Here is a 25703-nt window from a genome sequence, read left to right on the forward strand (position 1 = left end):
CCTGATTCAAAGGGACGTTCCGGATCGCCCCTTGGCCAGTCCCCTGCAGGCTTCCGTTATTTCAGACGCCAGACCATGCCTTCCGGCGTATCGGCCACCACAACCCCCATCTCGAGCAGCTTCTGACGGATCTCATCCGCCTGCGCCCACCGCCCCGCAGCACGCAGGGCCTCTCTCTCCTTCATCAAGCGCCTGGCCTCCCCGCTGATCTGCTCCTCTTCAAACTTCATCACTCCGAAAACGGAATCGACCTTCTTCATGGCCTCCAGGACCGAATCGCGCTGCTCAAGGGTCAAGAGGCCCCCGGCAAGGGGGACACTGACTTTCTTGACGAAGGCGAAGAGGGCGGCCAGCGCCCCGGATATGTTCAGATCATCATCCATGGCGCCGATAAATCCCTGCCGGAGATCGTACATCGACTGCTCCAGTTCGGGATAGCCGCTGCCGGCCTTGAAGCGGATCAGACGCTGGATGAAGCCATTGAGTTTGAGGACCGTATATTTTGCCGTATCCAGGGCTCCAAACGAAAAGTTAAGCGGTTTCCGATAATGTGAGCTGAACAGGAAAAACCGGACCTCCCTGCCGGAATAGCCTTTCTTCTCCAGGTCCTCAAGGGTCAGGGCATTGTTGAGCGACCGGGACATCTTTTTTCCGCCGACCATGACCAGGTCCGTATTGATCCAGTAATTCGCGATCTTCCTGCCCGTGGCGGCCTTGCCGATGGCCATGACATTCTCGCAGTGGGGGAAGATGATATCGGAACCGCTCGCATGGATGTCGAAAGTCTCCGCCAGGTAATGCCGGGCAATGGCGGCGCATTCGAGGTGCCAGCTCGGCCGGACGTTACCCCAGCAGGTTTTGAAGAACACGCCCCGCTTCAGCTCACTGAGCGTGGATCGCTTCAAGAGGGTAAAATCAACGGGGCTGTCCTTTTCATAGTAATCCAGATCAATCGTCCGTCCGTGTTGAACCCGGGTGAGGTCGACATTGGAGAGACATCCGTAATCTCTTAATTTCGAGATGTCGAAATAAACAGACCGCAGTTTTTCATAGGCAAATCCCCTCTCGACCAGTTCATCCACCAGCTCCAGCATGCAGTCAAAATTCTCGCTGGCCCGGGGATAATTCTCATCCTTTTTGATGCCGAGCTTTTCGATGTCACGGAGAAAGGCATCGGCGCAGCGGGCCGTATAGACGGCCAGATCCGTATTTTCCCGCTCGGCGCCCCGGATGGAGCGGTCCGCAAGGTCGATAATGTTCAGGACATGCTTAACCGGATAGCCTCGAAATTCGAGATAGCGGCGGATCAGGTCGGAGACCACGAACCGGCGATAGCTGCCGATGTGCGGGACTTCATGGATCGTGGGGCCGCAGGAATGCATCAGGACCATCTCCGGATTGATGGGCCGGAAGAAGGTTTTGCTCCGTGACAGGACATTGTAAAACCGGATGGTCGATTCTTCCTTGTCCATGAACAGCTCGGTGCTCAGGTACCGCTCACCGCTGTCGGGAAAGATCACAACGATGAAGCCTTCGTCCATCTCTCGAGCCTTCTGCATCGCCACGTACATGGCCGCCCCGGAACTCATCCCCGCCAGAATGCCCTCCTCCCGGGCCAACCTTCTGGCCGTCTCATAGGCATCCTCATCCTGGATATGGACTTTTTCATCAAGCCTCTGCTTATCAAAAATCCCGGGCACGTAGGATTCCTTTAAATTTTTCAGGCCCTGAATGCGGTGCTGAAGATAGGGCTCCACTCCCACCACCCGGACCTCCGGATTGTGCTCCTTCAGCCTTCGAGACAGCCCCATCGCCGTCCCTGTCGTTCCCATGGTGGCGATGACCGTGGTGACCTTCCCATCGGTCTGTTGCCAGATCTCCTCTGCCGTTCCGTAATAGTGAGCCAGGATGTTATCGGGATTGTTAAACTGGTCCGGGACGAAATAGCGGTCCGGATTTTCCCGCATCATGCTGTAGACCTCTTCAATGGCACCGTCCGTCCCCATGCCGGCCGGGGTAAAATACAGTTCGGCCCCCAGGGCCTTGAGAATTTTCTTCCTTTCCTCACTGGCCGATTCCGCCATGGCCAGGCACAACCGGTAGCCTTTGGCCGCCGCAATGAGGGCGAGCCCTATGCCCGTGTTGCCGCTGGTCGCCTCCAGTATGATTTTATCCGGGGTCAGTTCCCCCCGCTTTTCAGCTTCGCTGATCATGTACAGGGCCGTCCGGTCCTTGATGGATCCACCCGGGTTGAAACTTTCCAGCTTGGCATAGATCTTTACCTTCGGATTCGGATTCAACCTGCGAATCTCAACAAGTGGCGTATTGCCTATCGACTCAATAATATTGCTGTAGAGTTTCTTCATCTTTCTCTTTTCAGTCCAACACCGCCTTTTGATCACGGCTGTGCCGCTTGTCTGCAACACTGTTCCTACCACCGGAAAGGGACGATCCGTGGGTGTCATCTGTCAGGACGCGGGGGTGAAAATATTAATGATGGCTCTGGACTTTGCCTTTGTGAAAGTTCTGTTCGGGTGTGATCTTCATTTAATGAAATAACGGCGGCCTGCCGGCTTCCGGGTGTCGACCCCGGCGCATTGTTCGCTGTGATCTTCTCTCCGACGGGGACCTGGAATCAGCTGTCCAGCTTGGGAAGGGGAACCTTAATAAATTTCACGCCTTCGTCCTTCAACGCATCCTCTTCCCGCTTCGTCGTAGTCCCCTTGATGTTTCTCGGATCCTCCTTGCCGTGAAAGATGTTCAAGGCCACTTCCGCAAAACGCTCGCCGACATCCTCGAAGTGTTTATTGATGTATTCGTGAAATTTCTGCAGCACGCTTGGCCGATGGGCCTTGGGGGAGTTCTTTTCGGAATCCCTTCCTGAGTGTCGCGTCACGATCTTCGGCGAAGAAGGGAGTTCCCGGGCTTCAAAGCTTCCACAAACCGGACAGGCAATCATCTTCTGCTCCTTCTGTTTCTCGAAGGCCTTCCGGTCCTTGAACCACCCCTCGAATGTGTGTCCTTTTTCACATTTCAGATCATAAATAATCAAGAATACTACCTCTTTAATTATCTTTCCTCTTCAATACCATGTTAACAGTCAAAAAACAATAGAGCAGCAGCACGACGGGTCGGACAACAGGTATCTTCCAGCAGGATCTGGTGAAAAAGTCTTCAATTTACGCCATTCGACAGCGGTTTTTCAAAGGTGCAGGGAAATATTTTATTTTGGATCATGCAAATAAAGATGGACATTTCCGGATAAATTTTATATGAACATCCCCCTGTCGGGATGTGGCCCAGCTTGGTAGGGCACTGCGTTCGGGACGCAGGAGTCGCGCGTTCAAATCGCGCCATCCCGACCATTTTTATCCGCCCACCACGGAAGCCATCTGGAAGATCGGCAGATACATGGCGATGATCATTCCGCCGACAACACCCCCCAGAAACACCATCATGAAAGGTTCCAGGAGCGCGGTCATGGCACTTACCGCCGCGTCCACTTCATCATCATAAAAATCAGCGATTTTAGCCAGCATGGCATCCAACGCGCCGGTGTGCTCCCCTACCGCGATCATCTGAACAACCATGGGAGGAAACAGCCCCGATGCTTCAAGGGGTTCTGCGATCGTTTTCCCTTCACTGATACTGCGCCGCGTGTTCATCAGCGCCTCCTCGACGATCTTGTTTCCGGACGTTCTGCTCACAATGGCCAGGCCGTCGAGAATGGGAACGCCGCTGCTCATCATTGTGGAAAGGGTCCGGGTGAATTTGGCCACGGCTACCTTTTTAAGGAGCGGTCCGAAAACGGGCAGCTTCAGAAGCGCCCGGTCCACAAGAACATTCCCCTGTTCGGTTCTGTAAAACTGCTTGAAGGCGAAAATCGCGGCAATGACCGCCGCAACCATATAAACGAAATAGTGCTGCATGAATTCGCTGCAATTGACCAGGAACTGAGTCGGCGCCGGCAGGGCACCACCCATATCGGCAAACATTTTCTGGAATACGGGAATCACCTTCAGAAGCAGCAGCGTCACCACGCCGATGGAGATTACCAGGACGCTGATCGGGTACGTCATGGCTCCCTTGACCTTGCGTTTGAGTTTCATGGCTTTTTCCATATAGGTGGAAAGTCTTCCCAGGATGACATCCAGAATGCCGCCGCTTTCTCCGGCTGCAATGAGATTGACAAAGAGTTCGTCAAAAATCTGAGGGTATTTTTTCAGCGCATCCGTCAAAGAAGCTCCACCTTCAATATCTTCCTTGATGGCCGTGATGACCTTGGCGAAGGTTTTGTTGGTTTCCTGCTGCCCCAGAAGATCAAGACATTGAATCAGGGGAAGGCCGGAGTCGATCATCGTCGAAAAGATACGGGCAAAAACGACAACCTGCTTCTCTTTGACTTTCTGTTGAAGAAACGGCAGATATTCAAGAAGGTCCTTGGGCTTTTTCCTGATCGATATCGACCGATATCCCTGCCTCCGTAGCAGCCTTTTCAACGCCGCTTCATCGGCAATCTTCATTTCACCTTTCTTGACCTCACCTCTGCGGGTGGTTGCTTCCCATACTAACTCCGTCATGACGACAACTCCTTCTTATTCAGGACGCTCCGTGAAAAAAAAACGTGGCAACTCTTCCAGATAGCAAAAGGCATTGGAAGAAATTTTATTTCAAGAAACGTTCCCTGTTGTCGTCCCGGCTTGCACCCTGTTCCAACATGAGATCGATTCGGCGGGCGGAGCCGACGCGGTCACAGGCAAAATCGGGTTGGGAAGCCGAGAAGAGGGCCGATGAAAAGAAGTGGTTTGATCAGGGAAGGGGATTGTTACCGCTGTCCTGCAGGATGGCGGGATTGTTTCCGCCGGATTTCATGCAATACAATCCCCGCTGAGACGGATACATTGAGCGAATCGATTTTCCCAAGCATCGGGATGGAGATGAGGAAATCGCACTTCTTCCGGATGAGGGGCCGCATCCCCTTACCTTCAGCCCCCATGACCAGACCTACGGCCCCCGAATAATCCGGGGCCGATACGGATTGGGAGGCCTGCGCGTCAGCTCCGAAAATCCAGAAGCCCCGCGTTTTGAGTTCATCAAGGGCACGGGCCATATTGGCGACACGGGCCACCGGGAGATGGCGGACAGCCCCTGCGGAGGTTTTAATAACGGTGGCTGTCACGGAAGCCGCACGATGCTCGGGAAGGATGACCCCGTTGGCGCCGAAACAGTGCGCCGTTCGGATAAGGGCACCCAGATTGTGGGGATCTGTGATCCCGTCCAGAATGAGCACCAGATCGTACAGGCAGGACGGATGCCGATTGGCGATCACCGCATCCAGGTCCTGGTAGTGATAAGCCCTGCATATGCCGAGTACGCCCTGGTGAGAAGCCTTCCCGGTCAGTTCATCCAGGTGCGACCGCTCCCGGACCTCAACAGGCACACCCTGTTGAGCGGCCAGGATTCGAATCTCGCGGATCGCCGCTTCGGTCCGACCCCGGGCCAAAACGATTTTCTCCACGCCCCCGCGGCCGCTGATCAGCGCCTCCTTCAAAGGATTGACGCCATAAATGACTTCCATGGACATCCCTGCCGATCCGGTACGTACGTGAGGCCCATCTCGAACAAGACCCCGAATAATCCCGCCAGGGCGATAGAGAACCGCCGGCGGACATCAAGCCTGATGCGGGGCGGCCGTGGAGATCCGCCACCGGGAAAACCCCTCCAATCTGAGGGGAACTTATCCCGCCGTCAGCCCCCGGGCGATCTCTCTGCAGAGTTCATCCGCAGCAGCCACGGGGTCTTCCGCCGTCTGAATCGGCCGACCGACGACCAGGTAATCCGAGCCCCGCCGGATGGCCTCTTCAGCGGTGAGGACGCGCTTCTGATCATCTCCGGCCACCCTGGCCGATCCGCGAATCCCCGGCGTTACGATGGCAAAGCCCTCGCCGCATGCCTTCCGGATCGCCTCGACGTCCTGCGCCGATGCAACGACCCCGGAAAGACCGGCGTCCCGGGCCATGCGCGCCAGCCTCAGAACCAGCTCCGCCGTTGAGCAGGAGAAGCCCAGGGCCCTGAGATCGTCGTCGTTCAGGCTGGTCAGGACCGTCACCCCGAGAACGACCGGCTCGGGAAGCTCCCGCTTCCGCGCCGTCTCCCGCACGGCCTTCGCGGTCTCTGCCATCATGCTCATCCCGCCCAGCGCATGGACATTGAACATGGCCACCCCCATCTCCACGGCGCCTTCAGCGGCTCTGGCAACCGTATTGGGGATGTCATGGAACTTGAGATCCAGAAAAACCCGTGACCCCGCCTTCTGGATCTCCTCGACGAGCCTGGGGCCGAAACGGGTGAAGGCCTCCTTGCCGACCTTGAACAGCCCGACATGCCCCGTGAGAAGCCGGACCCAGGACATGGCCTCGTCGAATCCCCTTCCCATGTCCAAGGCAAAGATGAGCTTTTCCCGCGCCGCCTTATTCGACATAGTCTTCGTCACCGATAAATTCTGTCGTATCATCAACGATGAGCTTAAAATCTTCCTTGGCCCCCATGAGATATTCCGGGTGGGAAAAATAAATCTTGTTATCGGCAATTTCCCGGAGCGCAGCGACAATCTCCCGGTTGTTGCGTGTATTGGTTAATGGTTGCGAACCTTTCAAAAGCTGCTTGGATCGTTTCACCGCCAGCAGAACCAGGGCGAAGCGGTTCCCGGTAACTTGCAGAGCGTCTTCAACAGTTATTCTTGCCATGCTGAACAGGCCTCCCTGAAAAATATATTCCCTGTGTTAATCCTCTTTTTCCTCATCGAGGATGTCCTGAATCTGTTTTATTCTTCTTTCCGTCCGGCTTTTTTCAGCCAGATAAATCGCCTGAAGAGAGTCGACCGCCCGATCCAGTGAATCATTAAAGATGACATAATCATACCCGAGCGCCTCTTCTATTTCCTGAAGGACCTGGCCCAGGCGTTTCTTTATTTCGGCGTCCGATTCTCCCCTGTTTTGCAGCCTCGACTTCAACTCAGCCAAAGAGGGAGGCAAAACGAAGACATAGATACCACCGGAGTAATTCTTTTTCAATGTCTTTGCCCCCCTCATTTCGATATCCAGGAGCATATCCCGACCCTGATCCAAAAAGCGGTCCATCATTTTCCCGGATGTCCCGTAACAGTGACCGTAATTCTCCTCCCATTCGGCAAATTCACCCTGCTCGATCCGTTCCCGGAATTCCGCCTCGGAAATGTAGAAGTAGTCCTTTCCGTCAACTTCTCCCGGTCTGGGTTTCCTGGTGGTATAGGAAACGGAAAATTGAACCTCGGGATGCCGTTCGAAAAATTTTCGGCGGATAGACGTCTTGCCCGCACCGGAGGGAGCGGACAGGACGAGAAAGATTCCCCTGGGTCTCCCATCGGACTTATTCAATATTCTGCACCTGCTCTCTCAATTTCGCCAGTTCACTCTTGATCTCGATCACCCGCCGGGAAATTTGGGCGTCGCTGCTCTTGGAACCGATTGTATTGATCTCCCTGCCCATTTCCTGGATGAGAAAGTCAATTTTCCTTCCCACGGCCTCCGCGCTGTTCATCATGGCCTCAAATTGTTCGAGATGGCTGCGGAAACGGACGGTTTCTTCCGTAATATCGCTCCGCTCCGCCATGACCGCCACTTCCTGGGCCAGGCGCGCCTCATCGACGACCAGCCCCTTGGTCAATTCCTGAACGCGGGCTACCAGGCGGGCGTGATATTCCTCGAGGAGCACCGGCGTTCTCTGGACGATCCCGTCGAGAGATGTGCGGATATAGCCAATCCGGTCCACGAGATCCCGATAGAGGATGTCTCCTTCCGTCTTCCGCATAGCCTTCAGCTCCGCCAGCGCTTCATAAAAGACCGGCTCCACCTTTCCCCAGCAGGCCTGCAAATCGGGGATCGCCTCCACGGGGGTCATCACGTCCTTGAAGCGCGACAACAGCTCCAGGGTAATCTCATCCGCAAGATTCAATTCATTTTTCATCTCAACCAGCAGAGAAAAATAATTTTTCAACAAGGGCAGGTTGAGGGAATATCGGTTTTCACCCTCCCCTCCATTGTCGGCATCCATCTTGATGGACACATCAATCCGGCCGCGGGAAAAGTGCTCGCCGACCTTTCTTTTGATCTCCATCTCCATCGGGAGGAAAAGGTTTGGGAGGCGAAGGGACACCTCCAGGTATCGGTGATTGAGCGACCTCATCTCAACCACGATCTTTCTTGTGTTATCCGTGGATTCCGCCCGTCCATAACCGGTCATACTGCTGATCATGTCTTGTTCCCCTATTCCTTAAAATTCCTTCCACGCACGGCAGGCTGCGTCTGTTTCAGCCCTTCCGGCTCTTCAACTGCTCGACATACCTGGCGCGGATCTTGTTGAACATTTCAATCGAGGATTTTTCCGCGTAATCGGGATACGTCCAGGGAAGTGTTGAAAAGGTTTTATGACTGTACATCAGGGTCAAGTCCGCGTAAATCCCGTCCCGGAGATAGGGCCGATGGGTATACCCCTTGCCCGTGGCCAGAATCAGATGGGCCTTGGCAATGTAGCCGGGATCAATATTGACCGTCCTCTTTCCGGCCACCGCAAACCGGTCCTCCAGGGAATTGGTCCGGTTCTTGATATCGGGAAGGCTTTCCGGGGGGATGAGGCGCTCGAAGGACACAAACCGCCTCAGCAGCGAAGACCCCATCTCCTCGGCATAGTAAGACGTATAGTCGAAGGGAAGCAGGCCGCTGATGAAGTCCGTCTCCCCGTAAGTTTCGATCACGCAGGCCAGAATGTCGCGCAGTACGTCCCGATCCACGGCAAACAGACTCATGATCAGCTTGACCGCTTCAGCTTCGCGAGGCCGGCTCATAGGACCTTTTTCAACTCCTGGCGGGTCACCGTTGCCGTTCCCACCTTGCCGACGACGATGCCCGCGGCGCAGTTGGAGATCGCCGCCGCTTCCCGGAAGCTGGCCCCCGAAGCCATGCACAGGGCGAAGACACCGATCACCGTATCCCCCGCGCCGGTGACGTCAAACACCTCCCGGGCTTCCGTCGGGAAAAGGGTATGCAGAATTCCCCCCCCTTGCCCGTCTCTTTCAAAAAGGCTCATCCCTTCCTCTCCCCGCGTGATCAGCAGGGACCGGAAATTGTAGCGGGACAGCAGTTCCTTTCCGACCCGGACAAGCTCATCCCCTGTCGGCGCATCCACGCCGACGGCCCTGCCCGCTTCATGATGATTGGGGGTTATGATGTCCACCCCCGAATACAGGGACAGGTCGTTTCTCTTGGGATCGGCGCAGACCACGATATCCGTTCCGGCCACGACCTCAAGAAGGCCCGTCATCAGCTCCCTGGTGACAACCCCTTTGCCGTAATCGGAAACCACGATGGCTCCCAGTTCTCCCCGTAGCGTCCGGGCATAGGCAAGCAGTTTTTCAATGCTCTCCGCATCCGCCGTCTGCCGGCTCTCCCGATCGAACCGGACCACCTGCTGTCCGTGGGCAATAATCCTTGTCTTCAGGGTCGTCGGGCGCCCCGTTTCGACCACCAGCCCCGCCGGATCAATGTTCCTCCCGCGGAACTCTTCCCGGATCCGCTCGGCCATGGCATCCTCGCCGACGATCCCGGCGCCGTATACCCTTCCTCCCATGGCATAGATATTATTGATGACATTGGCGCAACCGCCGAGAAGGAGACGGTCCCCGGAAACATCCACAACGGGAACCGGCGCCTCGGGAGAAATCCGGGCGACCCTCCCCCGGATAAAATGATCCACCATGACATCTCCGACAACCAGCACGCGGGCCTCGGAGAAACGTTCAACAATTTCCCGCGCTCTCTTCCTGTCCAGAACTTTTTTCATATCAGATTTATCAAATATTAGATTTTCAAGCGAATTTTATTCCTTTGAGGGCGACCGATGCTAGTACCATGAGGCATGTTTGTCAAATCATTTCTTGCCCTGAAATCCCGCTCCCGGTTTTGCCGGTCTATTCCTGATTGACTTCACATGAATTATCAAGTAGAGGGAAATGCTTAGAATAATAAACAGGTTTACTCTGGGAAACGCGTTCATGATCCGGTCGATTCTCCTAATTTTTGTGGGTGTGTCCATTACCGCTTTTTTCTCTTTCTGGGCGGTGGCCTTCTCCCTCCTTGGCGCGGGCGAGAACCGCATCCACAGACTGGCGCAGCTCTGGGCCAGGATGCTGCTGGCCCTCTCCTCGATACCCGTGGAAATATCCGGCCTGCGCCATGTCCTCCTGGACAGACCCCAGATCTTTGCCGCCAATCACCAGAGCGACATCGATACCCTGGTGGCCCTGGCCTGCATTCCCGTTCAGTTCCGCTGGATCGCCAAGCAGGAGCTCTTCAGCATTCCCCTTTTCGGCACCGCCATGCGCAATGCGGGATACATTCCCATTGACCGGAGAAATCATGACAGCGCCCTGAGAAGCCTGGAGAATGCCGCCCAGATCATTCGAAGGGGCCGTTCCGTCATGACCTTCCCCGAAGGGACGAGAAGCGGCGATGGGACGATCCAGCCTTTCAAACAGGGGGTCTTTCATCTGGCGATCTCGGCCGGCGTACCTGTCGTCCCGGTAACGATCATCGGAAGCGGGGCCATCATGCGGAAACGCTCTCTGAAGATCACTCCGGGCGGCGTGAAGCTGATTTTTGACAAGCCGATCGACGCGGCGAACTATTCCATTGAAACGCGCCACCAGCTCATCGACGAGGTGCGTAATACCATTGTTGAAAATTACCGGAACGATTCATCCCCTCCCAAGCCCGGTTCGGCCGCTCACCACACCGGAATAAAAAAGGGAGTTTGAGGTGGAAACGAAATCTTCAAACCATCCGCCTTCCCGTTCTTCATGGAGGCACGAGATTCCCGGCGTCATCAGCCTGACGGCGGCCCTGTTCCTGCTGCTGTGCCTTTTTTCCTATTCCCCGCAGGACCCATCCATCGGCCATTACGTCCCGCCGGGGGGACCGGTCCATAACCTCATCGGCCGGTTCGGCGCTCACCTTTCCTATGCCCTTCTGTGGTTCTTCGGGATGAGCGTTTTCCTCCTGCCCGCCGGATTGCTGACCCTCTCCATTCTGTATTTTGTCCGGCCGGATTTCAGGACAGGCAAAAAAATCTTCATTGGATTTTCCGGATTGATGCTTTCTTCCTCCGGGCTCCTTTCTCTTCTGGCTCCGGCGCTGAGCCTCCACGACGTGCAGGATCAGCCCGGCGGTCTGCTGGGAAAGGCGCTGACAGGACTGCTTTCTTCCTCCCTTGGCTCCGCCGGCACAGCGCTCCTGCTCCTGTTTGTCCTGACTGTCTCCCTGATGATCCTGTTCCGGTTCTCCCTGCTGTCCCTGGGAAGCCTCCTGAAGGCGAATCTGGCGGCGGGCGGGCCGGCCCTGATGTCCCTGTTCCGCAGGGGAAGAGCCATCCTCCCGGAAAGGAAGGAAAAGATCCCCCGCATTCATACCCGGAAGCCGGCGGCCCCGCCGGCCGGGGAAAAGGCCAACCCGCCGGAACCGCCCCCCCTCGTCCCCGTTGTGCGGCGTGGAGGAGGGTATACGCTGCCGCCCCTTACCCTGCTGGACTACAAGGAGCGCAGGGACGCGAAGGTCAGGAAGGACTCCCTGCTGGCCAACTCCCGCACCGTTGAAAAGACCCTGGCCGATTTCGGCGTGGTGGGGAAGGTCGTGGAGGTTCAGCCCGGACCCGTCGTCACCCTCTACGAGCTGGAGCCGGCGCCGGGAGTCAAGATCAACCGGATCACCACCCTTTCCGATGACCTCGCCCTGGCCCTGAAAGCGCCCAGCATCCGGATCATGGCCCCGATCCCCGGCAAGGCCGCCGTCGGCATTGAAATCCCCAACGGCAACAGGGAAACCGTCTATCTCCGGGAGGTCCTGGACAGCGAGACGTTCCGCGAATCCCGCCTCGTCCTTCCCATCGCCCTGGGCAAGGATATCGTCGGCAACCCCATGGTCGCGGACCTGACCCGCATGCCCCATCTCCTCATCGCCGGGACCACCGGATCGGGGAAGAGCGTTTCCCTCAATGCCATGATCTGCAGCATCCTGCTCAAAGCCGCGCCCGAGGATGTCAAGTTCCTCATGATCGATCCCAAGCGGCTGGAACTCTCTTCCTATGAAGGGATCCCTCATCTCCTCCACCCCGTGGTGGTGAACCCCAAGAAGGCCGCCCAGGTCCTCAAGTGGGCCGTGGAGGAGATGGAGCGGCGCTATCAGCTGATCGCCGCGTCGGGCGTGAAGAACATCGATTCCTACAACAAGGCCCTTGCGACGGCCGCGCCGCAGCAGCCCCTGCCCGGACTGGCGCCCTCCTCCGAAGGAGCGCCGCAGAGTGCATTGCCTTCCAAACTGCCCTATATCGTCATTATCATCGACGAGCTGGCGGACCTCATGATGGTCGCCCAGAAGAATGTAGAGGACTCCCTGACCCGGCTGGCCCAGATGGCCCGGGCGGCGGGCATCCACCTCATGCTGGCGACCCAGCGCCCCTCGGTGGATGTCATCACCGGCCTGATCAAGGCCAACTTCCCCACGCGCATCTCCTTCCAGGTCTCCTCCAAGGTGGATTCCCGCACCATCCTGGATCAGCAGGGCGCGGAAAGCCTGCTGGGATCCGGCGACATGCTCTTCCTGCCCCCCGGAACCGCCAAGATCTCGCGGATTCACGGGGCCTTCGTCTCCGACCGGGAGATCGAACGCATCACGGAATACATCAAGACGCAGGCACAGCCCACCTACGACGAATCCATTTCCCGCTACGAAGCGGACTCGGATATGCGGGAGGGGGAAAAGGGGAATGAGGACGTTGACGAAAAGTATGACGAGGCCGTGGAACTGGTGACGGACCTGGGACAGGCCTCCATTTCCCTCGTCCAGCGCTACATGAAGATCGGCTACAACCGGGCCGCCCGCCTCATCGAACGGATGGAGTCGGAGGGCATCGTCGGGCCTTCCGACGGCGCGAAACCCCGGAAAGTCCTGGTCGGGAAGCTGCCGCGATGATAGAAAGCACCGTTCACGTCGTCAACCTCGGCTGCCCGAAAAATCTCGTGGATTCGGAGGTGATGGCCGCCCTGCTGGCCCAGGCCGGTTGCCGGATCGTCTCCACGCCGGAAGAGGCCGAAATCGTGCTTCTCAACACCTGCGCCTTCATCCTGCCGGCCCGGGAGGAATCCATCGATGAAATCTTCCGGCTCGCCGAATGGAAAAGGCAGGGGAACTGCAGGCATCTCATCGTTACCGGCTGCCTGCCCCAGCGCTACGGCGTGGAGCTGGCGGCGGAGATCCCCGAGGTGGACCTCTTTCTGGGGATATCGGAAGTGCCGAACATCGCCGATCATCTCCGGAAGCTGCGAGACGGGCAACTCGATGCGCAGGCAAACCGCGCCGTGGTGACCCCGCCCCTCTTCCTCATGAATGCCGGCCATCCCCGCCTCCTTTCCGCGCCGACCTTCAGCGCCTACCTCAAAATCGCCGAGGGCTGTTCGCATCGCTGCGCCTACTGCGTCATCCCCGAGATCCGGGGAAAGGCCCGCAGCCGGCCCGTCGATGATCTCCTCGAGGAGGCGCAAGGCCTGGCCGATCGCGGCATCCGGGAACTGATCCTGATCGCCCAGGACACCACCGCCTACGGCCGCGACCTGCCCGGAAGGCCCACCCTGGCCCTTCTCCTCCGGGAACTGGCCGCCCTGGAGGGCCTGGCCTGGATCCGCCTTCTCTACACCTATCCATCCGGCCTGGCGGACGAACTCTTCGCGGTCATCGCGGAGCATGACCGGATCTGCCCCTACCTGGATGTCCCGATCCAGCACATCGACGACGCCGTTCTCAAGGCCATGAAGCGCCAAGGCGACAGCCGCCGGATCCGGAAGAGGCTGAGCCGCGCCCGGGAGGTCATCCCAGGCCTCGCCCTGCGGACCTCACTCATCGTGGGTTTCCCCGGAGAGACACCGGCTCAATTCAACCGCCTCCTGGCGTTTGTCCAGGAGATCCGCTTTGATCATCTCGGGGTCTTTCCCTATTCCCCGGAAGAGGGGACGCCTGCGGACAAGCTGCCCCGCCAGGTCTCGGAGCGGACCAAAAAGGCCCGGCGCAATCTGCTCATGGAGGAGCAGGCGGTCATTTCCAACGAGATCAATTCGACCCTCGTGGGCTCCCTCCAGGAGGTGCTCATTGAAGGCCCGAGTGGCCATCCCGACTATCCCTTCGTGGGGCGCTGCCGCCGCCAGGCCCCGGAAATCGACGGGGTGACCTATGTAAAAGGCGGAAACCAGGCCCTTCCGCCCGGCTCCCTCGTCCCCTGCCGGATCGTTGCGGCAGACGACTACGATCTCTTTGCAGAGCCTGTTGGATCGCCGTATTGAAGAGGGCCGACATGCCTGATAAAAAGCGCATCTTCATCAGTTCTGTCCAGAAGGAGCTCGAACTGGAGCGGGCCGCCGTCTCAGGCCTCATTGCCACGGACCCCTTTCTGATGCAGCATTGCAGCCCGATCCTATTTGAACGGGAGCCTGCCTCTTTCCGCCCCGCTTCCATGCCCTATCTCGACAGGCTTCGCGAATGCTCCGTTTACGTGCTCCTCGTCGGAACGGAGTACGGTCGACCGGACGGGGGCCTTTCGGCCACCCACCACGAATACCGCCTCGCCCGGGAGCTCAAGCTTCCCTCCCTGATTTTTCTCAAGGGGATGACCGATGAAGGCCGCTTGCCGGAGACGCGGGCCTTCATCGAAGAGATCAAAAAGGCCGGCCACACCTACAAGAGATTTCATGATCGGGAAGACCTCAAGCCGGAAATGCTCCGGGCGCTCCTGCGCACCCTGGCCGAACAATTCGGGATTCAGGCCACCAGCGCCGAGCAAAACGAAAGCGAACACCTGATTGAAGCGGCCTCGTCCTTCGAGACAGCCATGCTGAGGGATGTGCCGGTCAGCGAACTCGATCAGCGGCTGATCGAGGAATTCAAGGGCCGGATTCCCGGCGATATCCACGAAACATGGTCTGCCGCCGAGGTGCTCCATGCCCGGGGTCTCCTGCTCCGCTGCGATCATCCGGCCGCATTCTGCGCCAGCGCAGCGGCACTCGTTCTTTTCGGCGAACATCCCGCCTTTCGTTTTCCCCAATGCGAAATCCTCGTCGATGCCTACGACGATACGCGCATCTCGGGCCGACCCAAAGGTCAGCTGAACGTAAACGCCCCGCTTCCCCATGCCCTGGAAGAGATCCTTGCCTTCATCGACGCTCACACCTTCCATCCCCGGCGCGTGGTCGGCCTCAACAGCATCCGCCTCAATGAGTATCCACAGGCGGCCATCCGGGAAGCCCTCCTGAACGCCGTTGCCCACCGCAACTACGAGGACGCTTCGCGCAAAGTCTTCGTCCGCCTCTTCAGCAACCGCATCGAGATCGCCAGCCCCGGCTACCCGCTCAAACCGATCACCCTGGCCAAATTGCGAAAAGGCAACTACCGCCCCTGTTCGAGGAATCCCCTGATCGCCCAGGGCCTCTGCATCCTGGATAAAATGGAGCAGCGGGGAACGGGCTTCGCCCGCATGCGCGACGCCATGCTCAACCACGGCCTCGATCCGCCCGTTCTCGATCAGCAGGACGGCTTTTTCGTGGTCACACTGCCCGGACCGGCCGGCAACTACGACCGCCTGAGGCCGCCTACCGATGCGCCGGGCTTCATTACTCCCGCCATGGAAGCCCGGCTCAATGAGCGACAGCGAAGAATTGTGATGCAGATCCAAGAGGGCGGCAGCGTCACCAATAAGTGGATCCGGGACACGTTCAACGTGGTGCGTGATACAGCCTATCGCGATATCCAGTTGCTTCTTGACCTGCACATCATCGAAAGGAGAGGGCGTGGGCGTTCAATCCGCTATGTTCTTACAGGAGAACGGGCGTAATCATCCGATAATCGTCCGGTGAAATTCCCTAATCATCCGATTTCGGAAATTGGGTGAGGTGTAAAACGCTTTACCGCAAATCTTTTGATATAAAAGAGAAGATCTTCCAATAGGATTGGATATCATCATGATCGAGGCCATCGGGAAGCAATTTATTCGTTGGGTTGAATTTATCAAATCCCGACACGACAGGATCTTCTGAATCAGGGGAGCGGGGTCTTTCAACCCCTTTTTCTTTAAATCTGCCCCGTTGGACCAACACCCGAAAACAGGATTTTTGAAAGCATGCCCATACCCACTGAAAACGATAGAGAAACCATCATTCGACTCCTCCAGTAAGGAAAACCCCTTCCTGAAATCTACAAGTCCCGGCTCTTTCCCTTGGAGGTCAGGGATTATGTGGCGTTGACGAAGATTGATCAGCTTGTTTACTCAGAGAAAAAACGCGGGAAGACGTCATTGCGGAAACCCTGGCCGGCCCCCTCCAGGAGGTACGCACCTTCAATACGGACAATCCCTTTCCGGATGGCTGGCGAAACATGCTCATTTTCGGCGACAACCTCATGGCCCTGAAGATTCTCTATGAAGATCAGCGCGGTCCGGACAAGTGCGGAACAGGGAAAGGGACAACCTATCGACTTTCCCGTAAGGCAGCCGCCATTCTCAATGAAGGGGTGGCCTATAACATGACGCGAAGATTGGATCTGGAAGCGATCAAGGTCCTCATCCGGTCCTTGCTTAAGGATCGTCCTCTCCGCAATTCCGACATCAGGAGCTTCACAGACTTGGGCCGCCAGCAGGTCTATCGGATCATGAAAGAGCTTGAAGCAGACGGTCTGGTCTATCAAGAGGGGCGCGGCCAAACTGCCCTGTGGCATTTGAAGCAAACATATGCGATGTCATCCAGGATATCAACATCCGCATAGCCAATGGCACCGAAACAATAAAATGAAGAATATTAAGAACTGGCAGTGGCAGGCGTAGCTCTGGAACGGACGACTTCAAAAGACGACAGGCTCTGCGTGCGGCTGGTCTGTGCAACCCCTCCCTGTCTCCCCTTGTAGTCACTGTGCAACGATTGGTGACGCACCCGCACCTGTTTCGTCTCCCTTTACATACTCCCATACCAACCCTTGAAAGTTCCTTCATGATCTTTGAAATTTCAAGGATGATCCTGCAACCTGAAATGTGAAAGGAACTCACAGAATGACCGGATATTCAAGATTACGGTGATTGGATAGCCCCCTCCAATTTCCACCTAATTCTTAGACCAAAATAAGGAATTCCAGGTATTGCCCTCCTCGGGCATTCAGGGCATATTCGGTTCAAAAGAAACGCCACCATCCTCGTGATGCGAGTTCTGAGGCTAAACAATGAGGAGGCTCCCATGAACCAGCCCCAGTGGGAAGAAGAGAGTGAAAAGCGAAGAGAGGAATCGGAGAAGCGTCACGCGCGGATGGCCAGGCTTTTTAAAGAAGACCGCCTGGCCTTTGAACGGGAGCGCAAGCGGCTTCTCGATGAGTTTTTCAGCAGTGTCGAGGATGAAGATCTGCGCCAGCGGCTGCGAGCTCTGCAGGCTTCCTTCGAAACGAAAATGAAGCACGCCGGATCAGCCCACAATCGGTTCGTGCTGGCCCAGACATTGTTCTGGGACAATTTTCACAACAACTGGGAGCCCGGCATCCTGCAGTTCAATGAATGCCTGAAGAGCCTGGAGAGAAACTACAGCGCCTTCGATGATGAGCCGGATTCTTAGAGCCCGCCGTTCTGGTAGGTGTAGGTTACGGCGACGCCGGCCGAAAACCTCTCCGAATATCGGCCTTCCGCGTTAAGATGAAACCCCCTGCCCAGGGGCACGGAAATTCCTCCATAACCGCCGATCTCCGTTTTATTCTTCATAGTGGCGTCTTCTTCCAGCAACGGGATTCCAGAAACATGGCGGGAGGAGGTCACACGGGCTTCCGAGTAATGGATGAAGGGACCGGCATACAGGATGATCCCGCGGGCGGCGGTGGCTGATACGCTGATCCCCGACGTGATCTCCCACAGATCCCTGACGTTGAGTTCCGCCTTGTAGGGGGCGCCATTCCAATGCCCCCTGACCTCGTCTCCGAAATCGCCGAAGAAGAAGGAACCCTGAAGAAAAGCGCCGATGCCGAAAGCCCCTCCCAGGGGAAGGAAGACCTTGGCCCCCAGGGCACCGAAAGGCGTTTCATTTTCCTCGAAATCATCGGGAGAAGAGGTGGTCGTATTTATCCTGGAACGGAAACCATCTTCGATCTCCAGATCGGCGATCCCGATTCTCCCGTAAACTTCCCAGAGGTGGCGGGCGCCGCCATAGGCCACCTGCGAATATACCCGGTTCTGCCGGAATACGCAGGTCCCGTTACCCTCGAATTTATCCTCATGATAGTCAAACCCAACGGTCGTGTTCAATCCGCCTTTCTCCCTTGAAAGCGACTGCGGGGGGCCGAACAGGCCGCCCGCGGCAGCAGTTCCCGGGACAGAAAAAAGGACCAACAGAAGGGACATCCCTAGAAATTTCATCAGTAGTTTCGCCATTGAGACCTCCGGAACCTCTGCATCATCCCTTGTCAGGGTTGCTCTTATTCAATCCCGCTGCCGACGCTCACGGGCATTTTTCCCTCTCCGGACGGGAGCTGTTTCGTCAGATGTTTTTTCCGCGCTTCAATTTTCTGCTTCCGGTACTGGGCAAAGGCATCCCGGATGGAGAGATAGGGGTCGATCGCCGCCCCCTTGAGCGCCTCATAATCACCAATCCTCAAGGAGGTATCGTTGACCGCCTCGTATCCCCTCACCGTCATGGGGGCATACCAGGGATTCAGATAGGAGACGGGGGAAAGGAAATGCCTTCCGGCAATGTCAACCGTATCCCGGAGGCTGGACGGTCCCAGGACCGGCCAGACGATGTAGAAGCCGGGCCCCAGGCCGTAAATCCCCAGGGTCTGTCCCAGATCGACATTCTGTTTGGGAAGATCCAGTTCGTTTTTCGATGAGGGATCCAGAAGTCCACCAACTCCCCACAGGGTGTTCACAACAAAACGTCCCGATTCCTTGACGGCGCCGCTGAAATCGGCCTGAAGCAGGCAGCTGAGAAACCGGACTGGAAAGGCGAGATTTGAGAAAAAATTCCGGACGCTGATTCTCGCGGGCTCGGGAACAACCTCGCCATAAGTCTGAGATACAGGCTTGAGCAGCCAGAAGTAGAGCTTGTCGTTAACATGGTACATGGCCCGGTTGAAAGGCTCCAGAGGGTCATAGAGGGTTACCGGCGCTTCTCCCTCTTCCTCCGGAACATAGTCCGACTCCAGATCATCGGTATGCCAATTCCTCTTTTCCTCCTCCGGAAGCTCCGGGGACGTCCCCGGAGCGACGCTTTCCGGCGCACTCCCTGCCGGCACCGCCCTGCTCTCAGGCTCAGCGGCTGAGGGTTCGGCCATTGCAGGGCTTTCGACGCTTCCCGGATCAGGCTTTGACTCTCTTGCCGGAGGTTCCTGCGAAGCCGGCTCAAGCTGGTTCGAGTTGCCCGCACTCGGGAGAAGAATCGGCGCCGAGGCTGAGGTCGCCACGGCAGACGAGGCGTCGGCACGCGGAGCACCAACGCCTGCAAGAAGAACGAGAAAAAGAACGGTCAAACAGAAATGTTTCATGGCCGGGATCCCCTTTTCCTGTGCTCTGGAGACTACGTTTCTTTTACCTTTTTCCTCAGGGTCTGAAGCATCTGTTCCGGGGTGTTTTTTGCCAGTATTTCATTGAACTGCGTACGGTAATTCTGGATCAGGCTGACGTTTTCCACAACGACGTCATAGACTTTCCAGGTATTCCCCTTCCGGATCATGCGGTATGTGAACGGAATCGTCTTTGAGGATGACAGAATTCTCGTTGTCACTTCGGCCTGGTTGTCCGAAAGCATGGTTTCCCTGTCAAAAATAACATTCTCGTTGGCATAGGCGAGAATCCTGTCCGCGTAGGTTTTTTCAAGCACCTGCCGGAAGAGGTGAACGAACTCCTCGCGCTGAGCGGCGTTGAGGCTGTTCCAGTTCCTGGCCAGGGCCCGCCTGGACAGCTCCACTTCATCGAACATGAGGACGTAAATGGCTCGGAGCTTATCCTTTTTGACCTCCTTGGCCGATGCCGGCTTAAGCGCCGGATCCTTTAGAATTTCAAGCACCTTGTTGACATGAATCTTCAGCGTGTCCGTGGCCGCACCGGCACAGGCCGGCGACGGCAACAGCGAAAGTACAAACCATAAAACGATTGCAATTCCGAGGTGTTTTTTCATGGCGAATCCTTTTCTGTCTCCTATTCAGCGCTGTCTGTCTCTTTTTTGATCTCACCGAAGGCATATTTGCCGATGAGGCTTTCGATATCCAATGCCGGATGCGTCTCAATGATCGCCCCACCCGGGCGCAGGAGTTCGCCCCCTCCTCCCGGATCGATGCTGAGATACTTGTCTCCGATCAATCCCTCCGTCTTAATCGAAGCGATGGCATCGTCATAAATCTTGATGTCCTTTTTGATCTTCATCTCCACAACCGCTCTCAGGTCCTTCTGGTCTATGAAAAGCCTTTCCACCCTGCCGATTTCGATGCCCATCATATCCACGGTGCTGCCGGCCCTCAAACCGGAGACGGAGGTAAAGCGGGCAATAAGCCTATAGGTGTCATCGCCGAACAGGGAGACATGCCCGAGCTTCACGGTCATGTAACCGATCAGAATCAATCCGAAAACAATAAAGATACCCACGGTCGTTTCCATGGCATATTTTTTCATGGCTTTACTCCTGCGTGTCGCACGTTATGCGGCCGATTTCTTTCTGCCGGTCTCTTGCGCACTCAATGACAGACTCAATTTTTTCCAGCAGGTTGCCCTGGGCCATTCCGGCAAGAACAACCAGTTCAACACACCCATCACCCATTTTGCCGACGGCCTCGCCCTGGATGCCCCGGATCCCTTCTTCCTGGAATTCATTAATAAAATCAACCATGAGGGCATCCGCTTCGGTCTGATCCGAATAGGGGAGCATGGTCACGAACTGTTGAGCATTGACCCGGGTGGAAAAACCGCCGATGGGACCAAAGTGCTTATCGATGAACAGCCCGGTGCTGTGGATCGCCTTCTGTGCCGCATCGTGTCCCAGGTTGCTGATGACGGAATCCAGCCCCTCCAGGGTAAAGATGATGATGGTGAAGCTTTCCCCCAGAGCGCCCCCTTTCATGCTTGCATGATACTGAATCTTGAACTGCCGCTTGGAGCGCAGCCCCGTCAGTTCCTGCTGCAGGCCCTCAAGACTGCGTATGACCTCATCCTTGAAGGGATGGTCAAAATCCTCCAGCTCCTCAACGGTTCCCTGAAAGACAATGGTCCGGTTGTACAGGGCCAGGATTCGATTGGAGATGAAGTAGACGTCGGGAATCTCGTGGCTGACCAGGACCGCGGTAAACCCGAATTTTCTCTGATACTGGGCGATCATGCTCAGGATGGCATTTTTCCGCACCGGGTCCTGTCCGGACGTCGGTTCATCGAAGAGGACGATCTGGGGATCGATGACCAGGGCCCGCGCCAGGGCCGCCCGCTTCTGCATGCCCCCGGAAAGTTCGGAGGGATATTTGTACATCGCGTCGATCAGCTCCGTCTGCTCGATCCGGGCCCTGACCCTGCGGTCGATTTCCGCTTTTTTGAGCCTCGTCGTTTCCCGAAGGGGCAGAGCGATATTGTCATAGACGGTCATGGAATCAAAGAGCGCGTTGTCCTGAAACATGTAGCTCATCCGGCCCAGAGCGGCATACCGTTCCTTTTTGCTCATCTGGTCCAGGGGCTGCCCCCGGAACAGGATGCTCCCTTCATCCGGTTGAAGCAGACCGATGATATGCTTGAGAAGGACGCTCTTGCCGCCACCGCTCAAACCGATGATGGTCGTGACCTCCCCCTCATAAATTTTCAGATTGACCTTTTCCAGGACGGTGAGGGATCCGAAACGCTTCGTCACGTCCCGAAATTCGATCAGTGGATTATCCATCATCAACCTCAGAGCAGAAGGGAGGTAACCACATAATCCGATACCAGGATCAGCACACAGGAGAGGACGACGGCCGAGGTCGTTGCCAGACCGACGGCTTTCGCCCCGCGGCTCTCCGAACGCATATGGGCAAAATAGCCCTGATAGCAGCAGACCGTGGCGACAATGACCGCAAAGACGAACGCCTTGACGAACCCATCGGTCACATCCTTCATCTCCACACTGGACTGCACGCGATAAAAATAGGTGCCGGCGTTGGCGCCCATGATCCAGACACCGGAAACGTAACTGCCCAGAATGCCGATCAGGTCAAAAAGGGTGGTCAGAATGGGAAAGCTGATAATGGCCGCTGCAATCCTCGGGCTGACGAGGTATCTCAGCGGATCGATGTGCATGGTGTCGAGGGCGTCAATCTGCTCGGAGATTCGCTGGATTCCGATTTCCGCGGTAATGGCGGATCCGGCCCTGGCCGTGATCATGATGGCGGTCAGGACGGGTCCCAATTCCCGGATCAGCGACAGGGCGACGAGGGTGCCTAGGGCCCCTTCCGCACCGACCTTGACCAGGGCGTGGTAGGATTGAAGGCCCAGGACCATGCCGGTAAAAAGGCCGACCAGCATGATGATCATCATGGATCTCGCCCCGATGTAATAGACCTGCTGAATCACCTTCTCCAGTTGGCGGGCACGGGGGATCCTCATGATGGCCAGCAGCAGAAAGATCACGGCAGCGCCTGCATGGTTTACCCAGTTAAGCGCCGTACTGCCCAGCAGCGCAAAGGGCAGGGTCAGCAGCCTGCCCGGCCGCCGCGGTTCCCCATTCTCAAAAGATTTCTGTATCTTCGCAGACAGCGTCATACATCAAGCCTCTATCCGGTTGGACTCTTTGACGACTTCCCCTGTCCAACATCCGTTCCATACATCATTAAACCGGATCTTATTATCAGCTCCCGGCGGAACAAGTCAAGCAGAGCTTCCCTGTTTCACAAAGGATTCATTAAATTCAACCCATTGGGATGAAGGATCGACCCCTTGGAATGAGACGGCCTGTCCGATGCGGCCCATCTCTCTTCGCTGTGTCACATCGTCAGGGGGCGCGTTCAATCCGTAAGGAGAGACATCTTCTCCGAGAGCGATGTGAAAATTGCAATTTTCATGCGCCCTTGATCAACTGGAAATCGTCACTACATTATATTCTAAAAGAAAAACAGAACACAACCGGAGGCCGACCATGCGAAAGATATTTTCAGTCATTCTGATTCTGATCCTGACGTTCGGCTGCAACGGCAATTCCCCTTCCCAGAAAGGAGCAAACACGATGACAGAGCAGAAACGCAGCACCCGGATCGCCACCTTTGCAGGTGGCTGTTTCTGGTGTGTGCAGAGCGATTTTAAAAAGGTGCCCGGTGTGATCCAGGTTGTCTCAGGATATACCGGAGGGTCAGGAGAAAACCCGACCTACGAAACCTACGGCAGAACGGGCCATGTTGAGGCTGTTCAGATCGCCTATGATCCGGAGAAGATCTCCTATGAACAGCTGCTTGATATCTTCTGGCGGCATATCGACCCCACGGATGGAGGAGGACAGTTCGTTGACCGCGGCCCCCATTACCGGAGTGTTATTTTCTATCATGACGAGGATCAGAGGAAGGCGGCAGAACGATCAAAACAGGACCTGGATCAGTCGGTGAAGTTCGCCAGGCCGGTGGCCACAGAGATTCTTCCCGCTACCCGGTTCTACGAAGCGGAGAGCTATCACCAGGACTACGACAGCAAGAACCCGCTGCACTATCAACTCTACCGTTCCGGATCCGGCCGGGACCGGTTTCGGGAAAAAGTCTGGGGCGGGGAAACCGACACGGTTCCCTCGAACAATGGCCGTGCCTGTGTCAAGCCCGGCGAGGCGACCCTGAAAAAGATCCTGACGCCCCTGCAGTACCAGGTCACGCAGCAGGAAGCTACGGAACCTCCCTTTCGTAATGAATACTGGGATAACAAGAGAGAGGGAATCTATGTGGATGTGGTTTCCGGCGAACCGCTGTTCAGTTCCCGGGACAAATATGATTCCGGAACGGGGTGGCCAAGCTTTACCAGACCTCTGGAGCCGGGCAATATCGTGGAGCGGGATGACAACCGCCTCTTTTCCCGGCGCACGGAGGTCCGCAGCCGCCATGGCGATTCCCATCTGGGTCATGTTTTTCCCGATGGACCCGGGCCGACAGGTTTGCGCTACTGCATGAATTCCGCCGCGCTGCGCTTTATCCCCAGAGAGGATCTGGAGAAGGAAGGATACGGAAACTATGTCCGGATTTTCAGCGAAGACTAACCTCTGGATAATTTTGAATCCGCAACGGGCTCATTCGTAAGGATTTTAGAAGTAAAAAATCAGGATAAGACCGATTGCTGAAAACGGCCGTATCCTGTATCTTTATTACTGAACTTTTATTTTCCCAGTGAAGCTCCAGATCCTAAGAGAGATTGCCGGCTCTTGTTCTTTTCGTGCATTCATCTGTCACCCTCTGGCAGAACCGGGAAATCGGAAAGGAGGATGTCGAATTCTTCATAGACCAAGCGGCAGGGAAATCGAAGGGCTTCAAGATGCTGCCGGCAAGGAGACCCATCAGACACCGCCCGGACAGCAATAACTTATCAGGAGGGGAGTATGAGAAAATTCATTGTATTCATTTTTGCAGCAGCCGTTTTATTGATGTCCGCGCCGAACGGGAATGCGCTGTTAACGGTTCCCTATACTGTTGACGCCAACACCGTTGCCCTTTATCACCTCGACTCCGAGACCGGGGGCGTGACTCCCGACAGCGTGGGCAACCATGACGGAGTCCTTTATGGAAACGCACAGATCACCGGTTCCGGAAAATTCGGAAGCGGTCTCGCACTGGACGGCAACGGAGACTACGTCCGCCTCGGCAATGTGCATCAGAATCCTGTGAAGGACTATACACAGGGAAGCGTCGAGGCATGGGTGAATCTGACCGGTTCCCCTTCGTACATGGTGGTGCTGGGCTCCGGCACAGAATATGGGAACAATTGGGACGATGGATGGTTTCTTGGAAGGCATGGGAGTTACTCGGACAAGCTGGTGTTCATGATCTGGAATGGGGGCTGGAATATCGCCAGCAGTGAGATGACCCTGGAAAGCCTGGTGGGCGGATGGCACCATCTCGCGGGAACATGGGGATCGAAGGGTATAGAAGTGTGGGTGGACGGTGTTCTTAAAGGGACCAACCCCACTAACGTGGCGCCCAGCAACCCGAATTATACAACGGCCCTCATCGGGACAGACTCCTGGACATGGGCGACTCCGGGAACGATCGACGAGGTCAGGATCTCCGATATCCAGCGAGACTTCACGGCCACAGCCGTTCCGCTTCCCGCCAGCCTTCTGTTCCTTGCTCCGGGGCTTGCCGTCATTGCCGGACTCAGGAGAAAACTGAAGGCATAAGCAGATACAACCATCGCGTTTACTTCTAGAAATATCGGGCAGGATCCCTTGGCGGTCCTGCCTTTTTTATGCGGCTCTTCCAGCAGGATTGGCCTCTCTTGAGGGATGAAAGAATTGACATTTCCGGCCGCATCTCCTATAGTTCCGCCGACTCTGCGATTGTCCCCGAAAATGCTTCCATCGCTTCCGGGCATCAGATCGTGGAATAACATCAACAATCCGGCTGATTTTTCCGTTTCCG

Annotated in this window: 24 protein-coding genes and 1 tRNA gene; 9 read left to right on the plus strand and 16 right to left on the minus strand. The window is 56.3% G+C overall.

Annotated elements, in window-relative coordinates; genetic code table 11:
• Positions 1 to 56: 56 nt before the first annotated feature.
• Both cysS and AB3175_RS09495 read right to left on the minus strand, forming a co-directional pair.
• Positions 57 to 2366 carry a cysteine--tRNA ligase gene (cysS, locus tag AB3175_RS09490; RefSeq protein ID WP_367360698.1) on the minus strand — a complete coding sequence of 770 codons (2310 nt, stop codon included), beginning with the start codon at positions 2364 to 2366 and terminating at the stop codon, positions 57 to 59.
• Between the two features lie 269 nt (positions 2367 to 2635).
• Positions 2636 to 3052 carry a DUF1178 family protein gene (locus AB3175_RS09495; protein WP_367360699.1) on the minus strand — a complete coding sequence of 139 codons (417 nt, stop codon included), beginning with the start codon at positions 3050 to 3052 and terminating at the stop codon, positions 2636 to 2638.
• 236 nt (positions 3053 to 3288) lie between these two features.
• Here AB3175_RS09495 and AB3175_RS09500 point away from each other — a divergent pair.
• Positions 3289 to 3365, plus strand: a tRNA-Pro gene (locus AB3175_RS09500).
• A 3-nt stretch (positions 3366 to 3368) separates the two neighbouring features.
• Here AB3175_RS09500 and AB3175_RS09505 read toward each other — a convergent pair.
• From AB3175_RS09505 to rfaE1, 8 genes are all read right to left on the minus strand, one after another.
• Positions 3369 to 4580, minus strand: coding sequence for a type II secretion system F family protein (locus AB3175_RS09505; protein ID WP_367360700.1), 1212 nt, complete (start codon positions 4578 to 4580; stop codon positions 3369 to 3371).
• 245 nt (positions 4581 to 4825) lie between these two features.
• The gene (gene rlmB, locus AB3175_RS09510) at positions 4826 to 5578 is read right to left on the minus strand and encodes a 23S rRNA (guanosine(2251)-2'-O)-methyltransferase RlmB (RefSeq protein WP_367360701.1); all 753 of its coding nucleotides are present in this window, start codon (positions 5576 to 5578) and stop codon (positions 4826 to 4828) included.
• Positions 5579 to 5737: 159 nt separating this feature from the next.
• Entirely contained in the window at positions 5738 to 6481 is a 744-nt protein-coding gene (gene pyrF / locus AB3175_RS09515) for an orotidine-5'-phosphate decarboxylase (protein WP_367360702.1), read from the minus strand.
• Positions 6471 to 6746, minus strand: a complete 276-nt coding sequence (rpoZ, locus tag AB3175_RS09520) for a DNA-directed RNA polymerase subunit omega (RefSeq protein WP_367360703.1) — start codon at positions 6744 to 6746, stop codon at positions 6471 to 6473. Before rpoZ ends, pyrF begins: the two co-directional genes overlap by 11 nt.
• 36 nt (positions 6747 to 6782) lie before the next feature.
• Positions 6783 to 7415 carry a guanylate kinase gene (gene gmk / locus AB3175_RS09525; protein WP_367360704.1) on the minus strand — a complete coding sequence of 211 codons (633 nt, stop codon included), beginning with the start codon at positions 7413 to 7415 and terminating at the stop codon, positions 6783 to 6785.
• Positions 7408 to 8292, minus strand: coding sequence for a YicC/YloC family endoribonuclease (locus AB3175_RS09530; RefSeq protein WP_367360705.1), 885 nt, complete (start codon positions 8290 to 8292; stop codon positions 7408 to 7410). The genes gmk and AB3175_RS09530 overlap by 8 nt, the downstream gene beginning before the upstream one ends.
• A gap of 55 nt (positions 8293 to 8347) precedes the next feature.
• Positions 8348 to 8881 carry a DUF4416 family protein gene (locus AB3175_RS09535; RefSeq protein WP_367360706.1) on the minus strand — a complete coding sequence of 178 codons (534 nt, stop codon included), beginning with the start codon at positions 8879 to 8881 and terminating at the stop codon, positions 8348 to 8350.
• Positions 8878 to 9876, minus strand: a complete 999-nt coding sequence (gene rfaE1, locus AB3175_RS09540; protein ID WP_367360707.1) for a D-glycero-beta-D-manno-heptose-7-phosphate kinase — start codon at positions 9874 to 9876, stop codon at positions 8878 to 8880. The genes AB3175_RS09535 and rfaE1 overlap by 4 nt, the downstream gene beginning before the upstream one ends.
• A 211-nt stretch (positions 9877 to 10087) precedes the next feature.
• Here rfaE1 and AB3175_RS09545 point away from each other — a divergent pair, with 211 nt between their 5' ends.
• From AB3175_RS09545 to AB3175_RS09570, 6 genes are all read left to right on the plus strand, one after another.
• Positions 10088 to 10849: a lysophospholipid acyltransferase family protein gene (locus tag AB3175_RS09545; RefSeq protein ID WP_367360708.1), complete on the plus strand. Its 762-nt coding sequence runs from the start codon at positions 10088 to 10090 to the stop codon at positions 10847 to 10849.
• Between the two features lies 1 nt (position 10850).
• Positions 10851 to 13058, plus strand: coding sequence for a DNA translocase FtsK (locus tag AB3175_RS09550; protein WP_367360709.1), 2208 nt, complete (start codon positions 10851 to 10853; stop codon positions 13056 to 13058).
• Positions 13055 to 14419: a 30S ribosomal protein S12 methylthiotransferase RimO gene (gene rimO, locus AB3175_RS09555; protein ID WP_367360710.1), complete on the plus strand. Its 1365-nt coding sequence runs from the start codon at positions 13055 to 13057 to the stop codon at positions 14417 to 14419. Before AB3175_RS09550 ends, rimO begins: the two co-directional genes overlap by 4 nt.
• A gap of 11 nt (positions 14420 to 14430) precedes the next feature.
• Positions 14431 to 15963, plus strand: coding sequence for an ATP-binding protein (locus tag AB3175_RS09560; RefSeq protein WP_367360711.1), 1533 nt, complete (start codon positions 14431 to 14433; stop codon positions 15961 to 15963).
• A 539-nt stretch (positions 15964 to 16502) separates the two neighbouring features.
• Positions 16503 to 16889, plus strand: coding sequence for a hypothetical protein (locus tag AB3175_RS09565; RefSeq protein ID WP_367360712.1), 387 nt, complete (start codon positions 16503 to 16505; stop codon positions 16887 to 16889).
• A gap of 461 nt (positions 16890 to 17350) precedes the next feature.
• A complete protein-coding gene (locus AB3175_RS09570; RefSeq protein ID WP_367360713.1) occupies positions 17351 to 17719 on the plus strand; it encodes a DUF3135 domain-containing protein in 369 nt (122 codons plus the stop codon).
• Here AB3175_RS09570 and AB3175_RS09575 read toward each other — a convergent pair.
• From AB3175_RS09575 to AB3175_RS09600, 6 genes are read right to left on the minus strand one after another with little or no spacing between them, the layout of a single operon-like run.
• Entirely contained in the window at positions 17716 to 18525 is an 810-nt protein-coding gene (locus tag AB3175_RS09575; protein WP_367360714.1) for a hypothetical protein, read from the minus strand. The two genes, AB3175_RS09570 and AB3175_RS09575, sit on opposite strands and share 4 nt — an antisense overlap.
• Before the next feature lie 44 nt (positions 18526 to 18569).
• Entirely contained in the window at positions 18570 to 19634 is a 1065-nt protein-coding gene (locus AB3175_RS09580) for an MlaA family lipoprotein (RefSeq protein ID WP_367360715.1), read from the minus strand.
• A 32-nt stretch (positions 19635 to 19666) separates the two neighbouring features.
• Positions 19667 to 20266: a phospholipid-binding protein MlaC gene (locus tag AB3175_RS09585; RefSeq protein ID WP_367360716.1), complete on the minus strand. Its 600-nt coding sequence runs from the start codon at positions 20264 to 20266 to the stop codon at positions 19667 to 19669.
• Between the two features lie 20 nt (positions 20267 to 20286).
• On the minus strand, positions 20287 to 20757 hold the full coding sequence (gene mlaD, locus AB3175_RS09590; protein ID WP_367360717.1) for an outer membrane lipid asymmetry maintenance protein MlaD: 471 nt from the start codon (positions 20755 to 20757) through the stop codon (positions 20287 to 20289).
• A 4-nt stretch (positions 20758 to 20761) separates the two neighbouring features.
• On the minus strand, positions 20762 to 22006 hold the full coding sequence (locus tag AB3175_RS09595; RefSeq protein WP_367360718.1) for an ABC transporter ATP-binding protein: 1245 nt from the start codon (positions 22004 to 22006) through the stop codon (positions 20762 to 20764).
• A 5-nt stretch (positions 22007 to 22011) separates the two neighbouring features.
• Entirely contained in the window at positions 22012 to 22860 is an 849-nt protein-coding gene (locus tag AB3175_RS09600; RefSeq protein ID WP_367360719.1) for an MlaE family ABC transporter permease, read from the minus strand.
• A 373-nt stretch (positions 22861 to 23233) separates the two neighbouring features.
• Between AB3175_RS09600 and msrB the strand changes: the two genes are divergently transcribed.
• Both msrB and AB3175_RS09610 read left to right on the plus strand, forming a co-directional pair.
• Positions 23234 to 24328 carry a peptide-methionine (R)-S-oxide reductase MsrB gene (gene msrB / locus AB3175_RS09605; RefSeq protein ID WP_367360720.1) on the plus strand — a complete coding sequence of 365 codons (1095 nt, stop codon included), beginning with the start codon at positions 23234 to 23236 and terminating at the stop codon, positions 24326 to 24328.
• A gap of 336 nt (positions 24329 to 24664) precedes the next feature.
• Complete coding sequence (locus tag AB3175_RS09610) at positions 24665 to 25462, plus strand: LamG-like jellyroll fold domain-containing protein (protein ID WP_367360721.1); 798 nt, start codon at positions 24665 to 24667, stop codon at positions 25460 to 25462.
• The last annotated feature ends 241 nt before the right edge of the window (positions 25463 to 25703 follow it).

It is taken from the genome of Syntrophus sp. (in: bacteria) (assembly GCF_040768185.1).
Classification (GTDB): Bacteria; Desulfobacterota; Syntrophia; order Syntrophales; family Syntrophaceae; genus Syntrophus; species Syntrophus buswellii.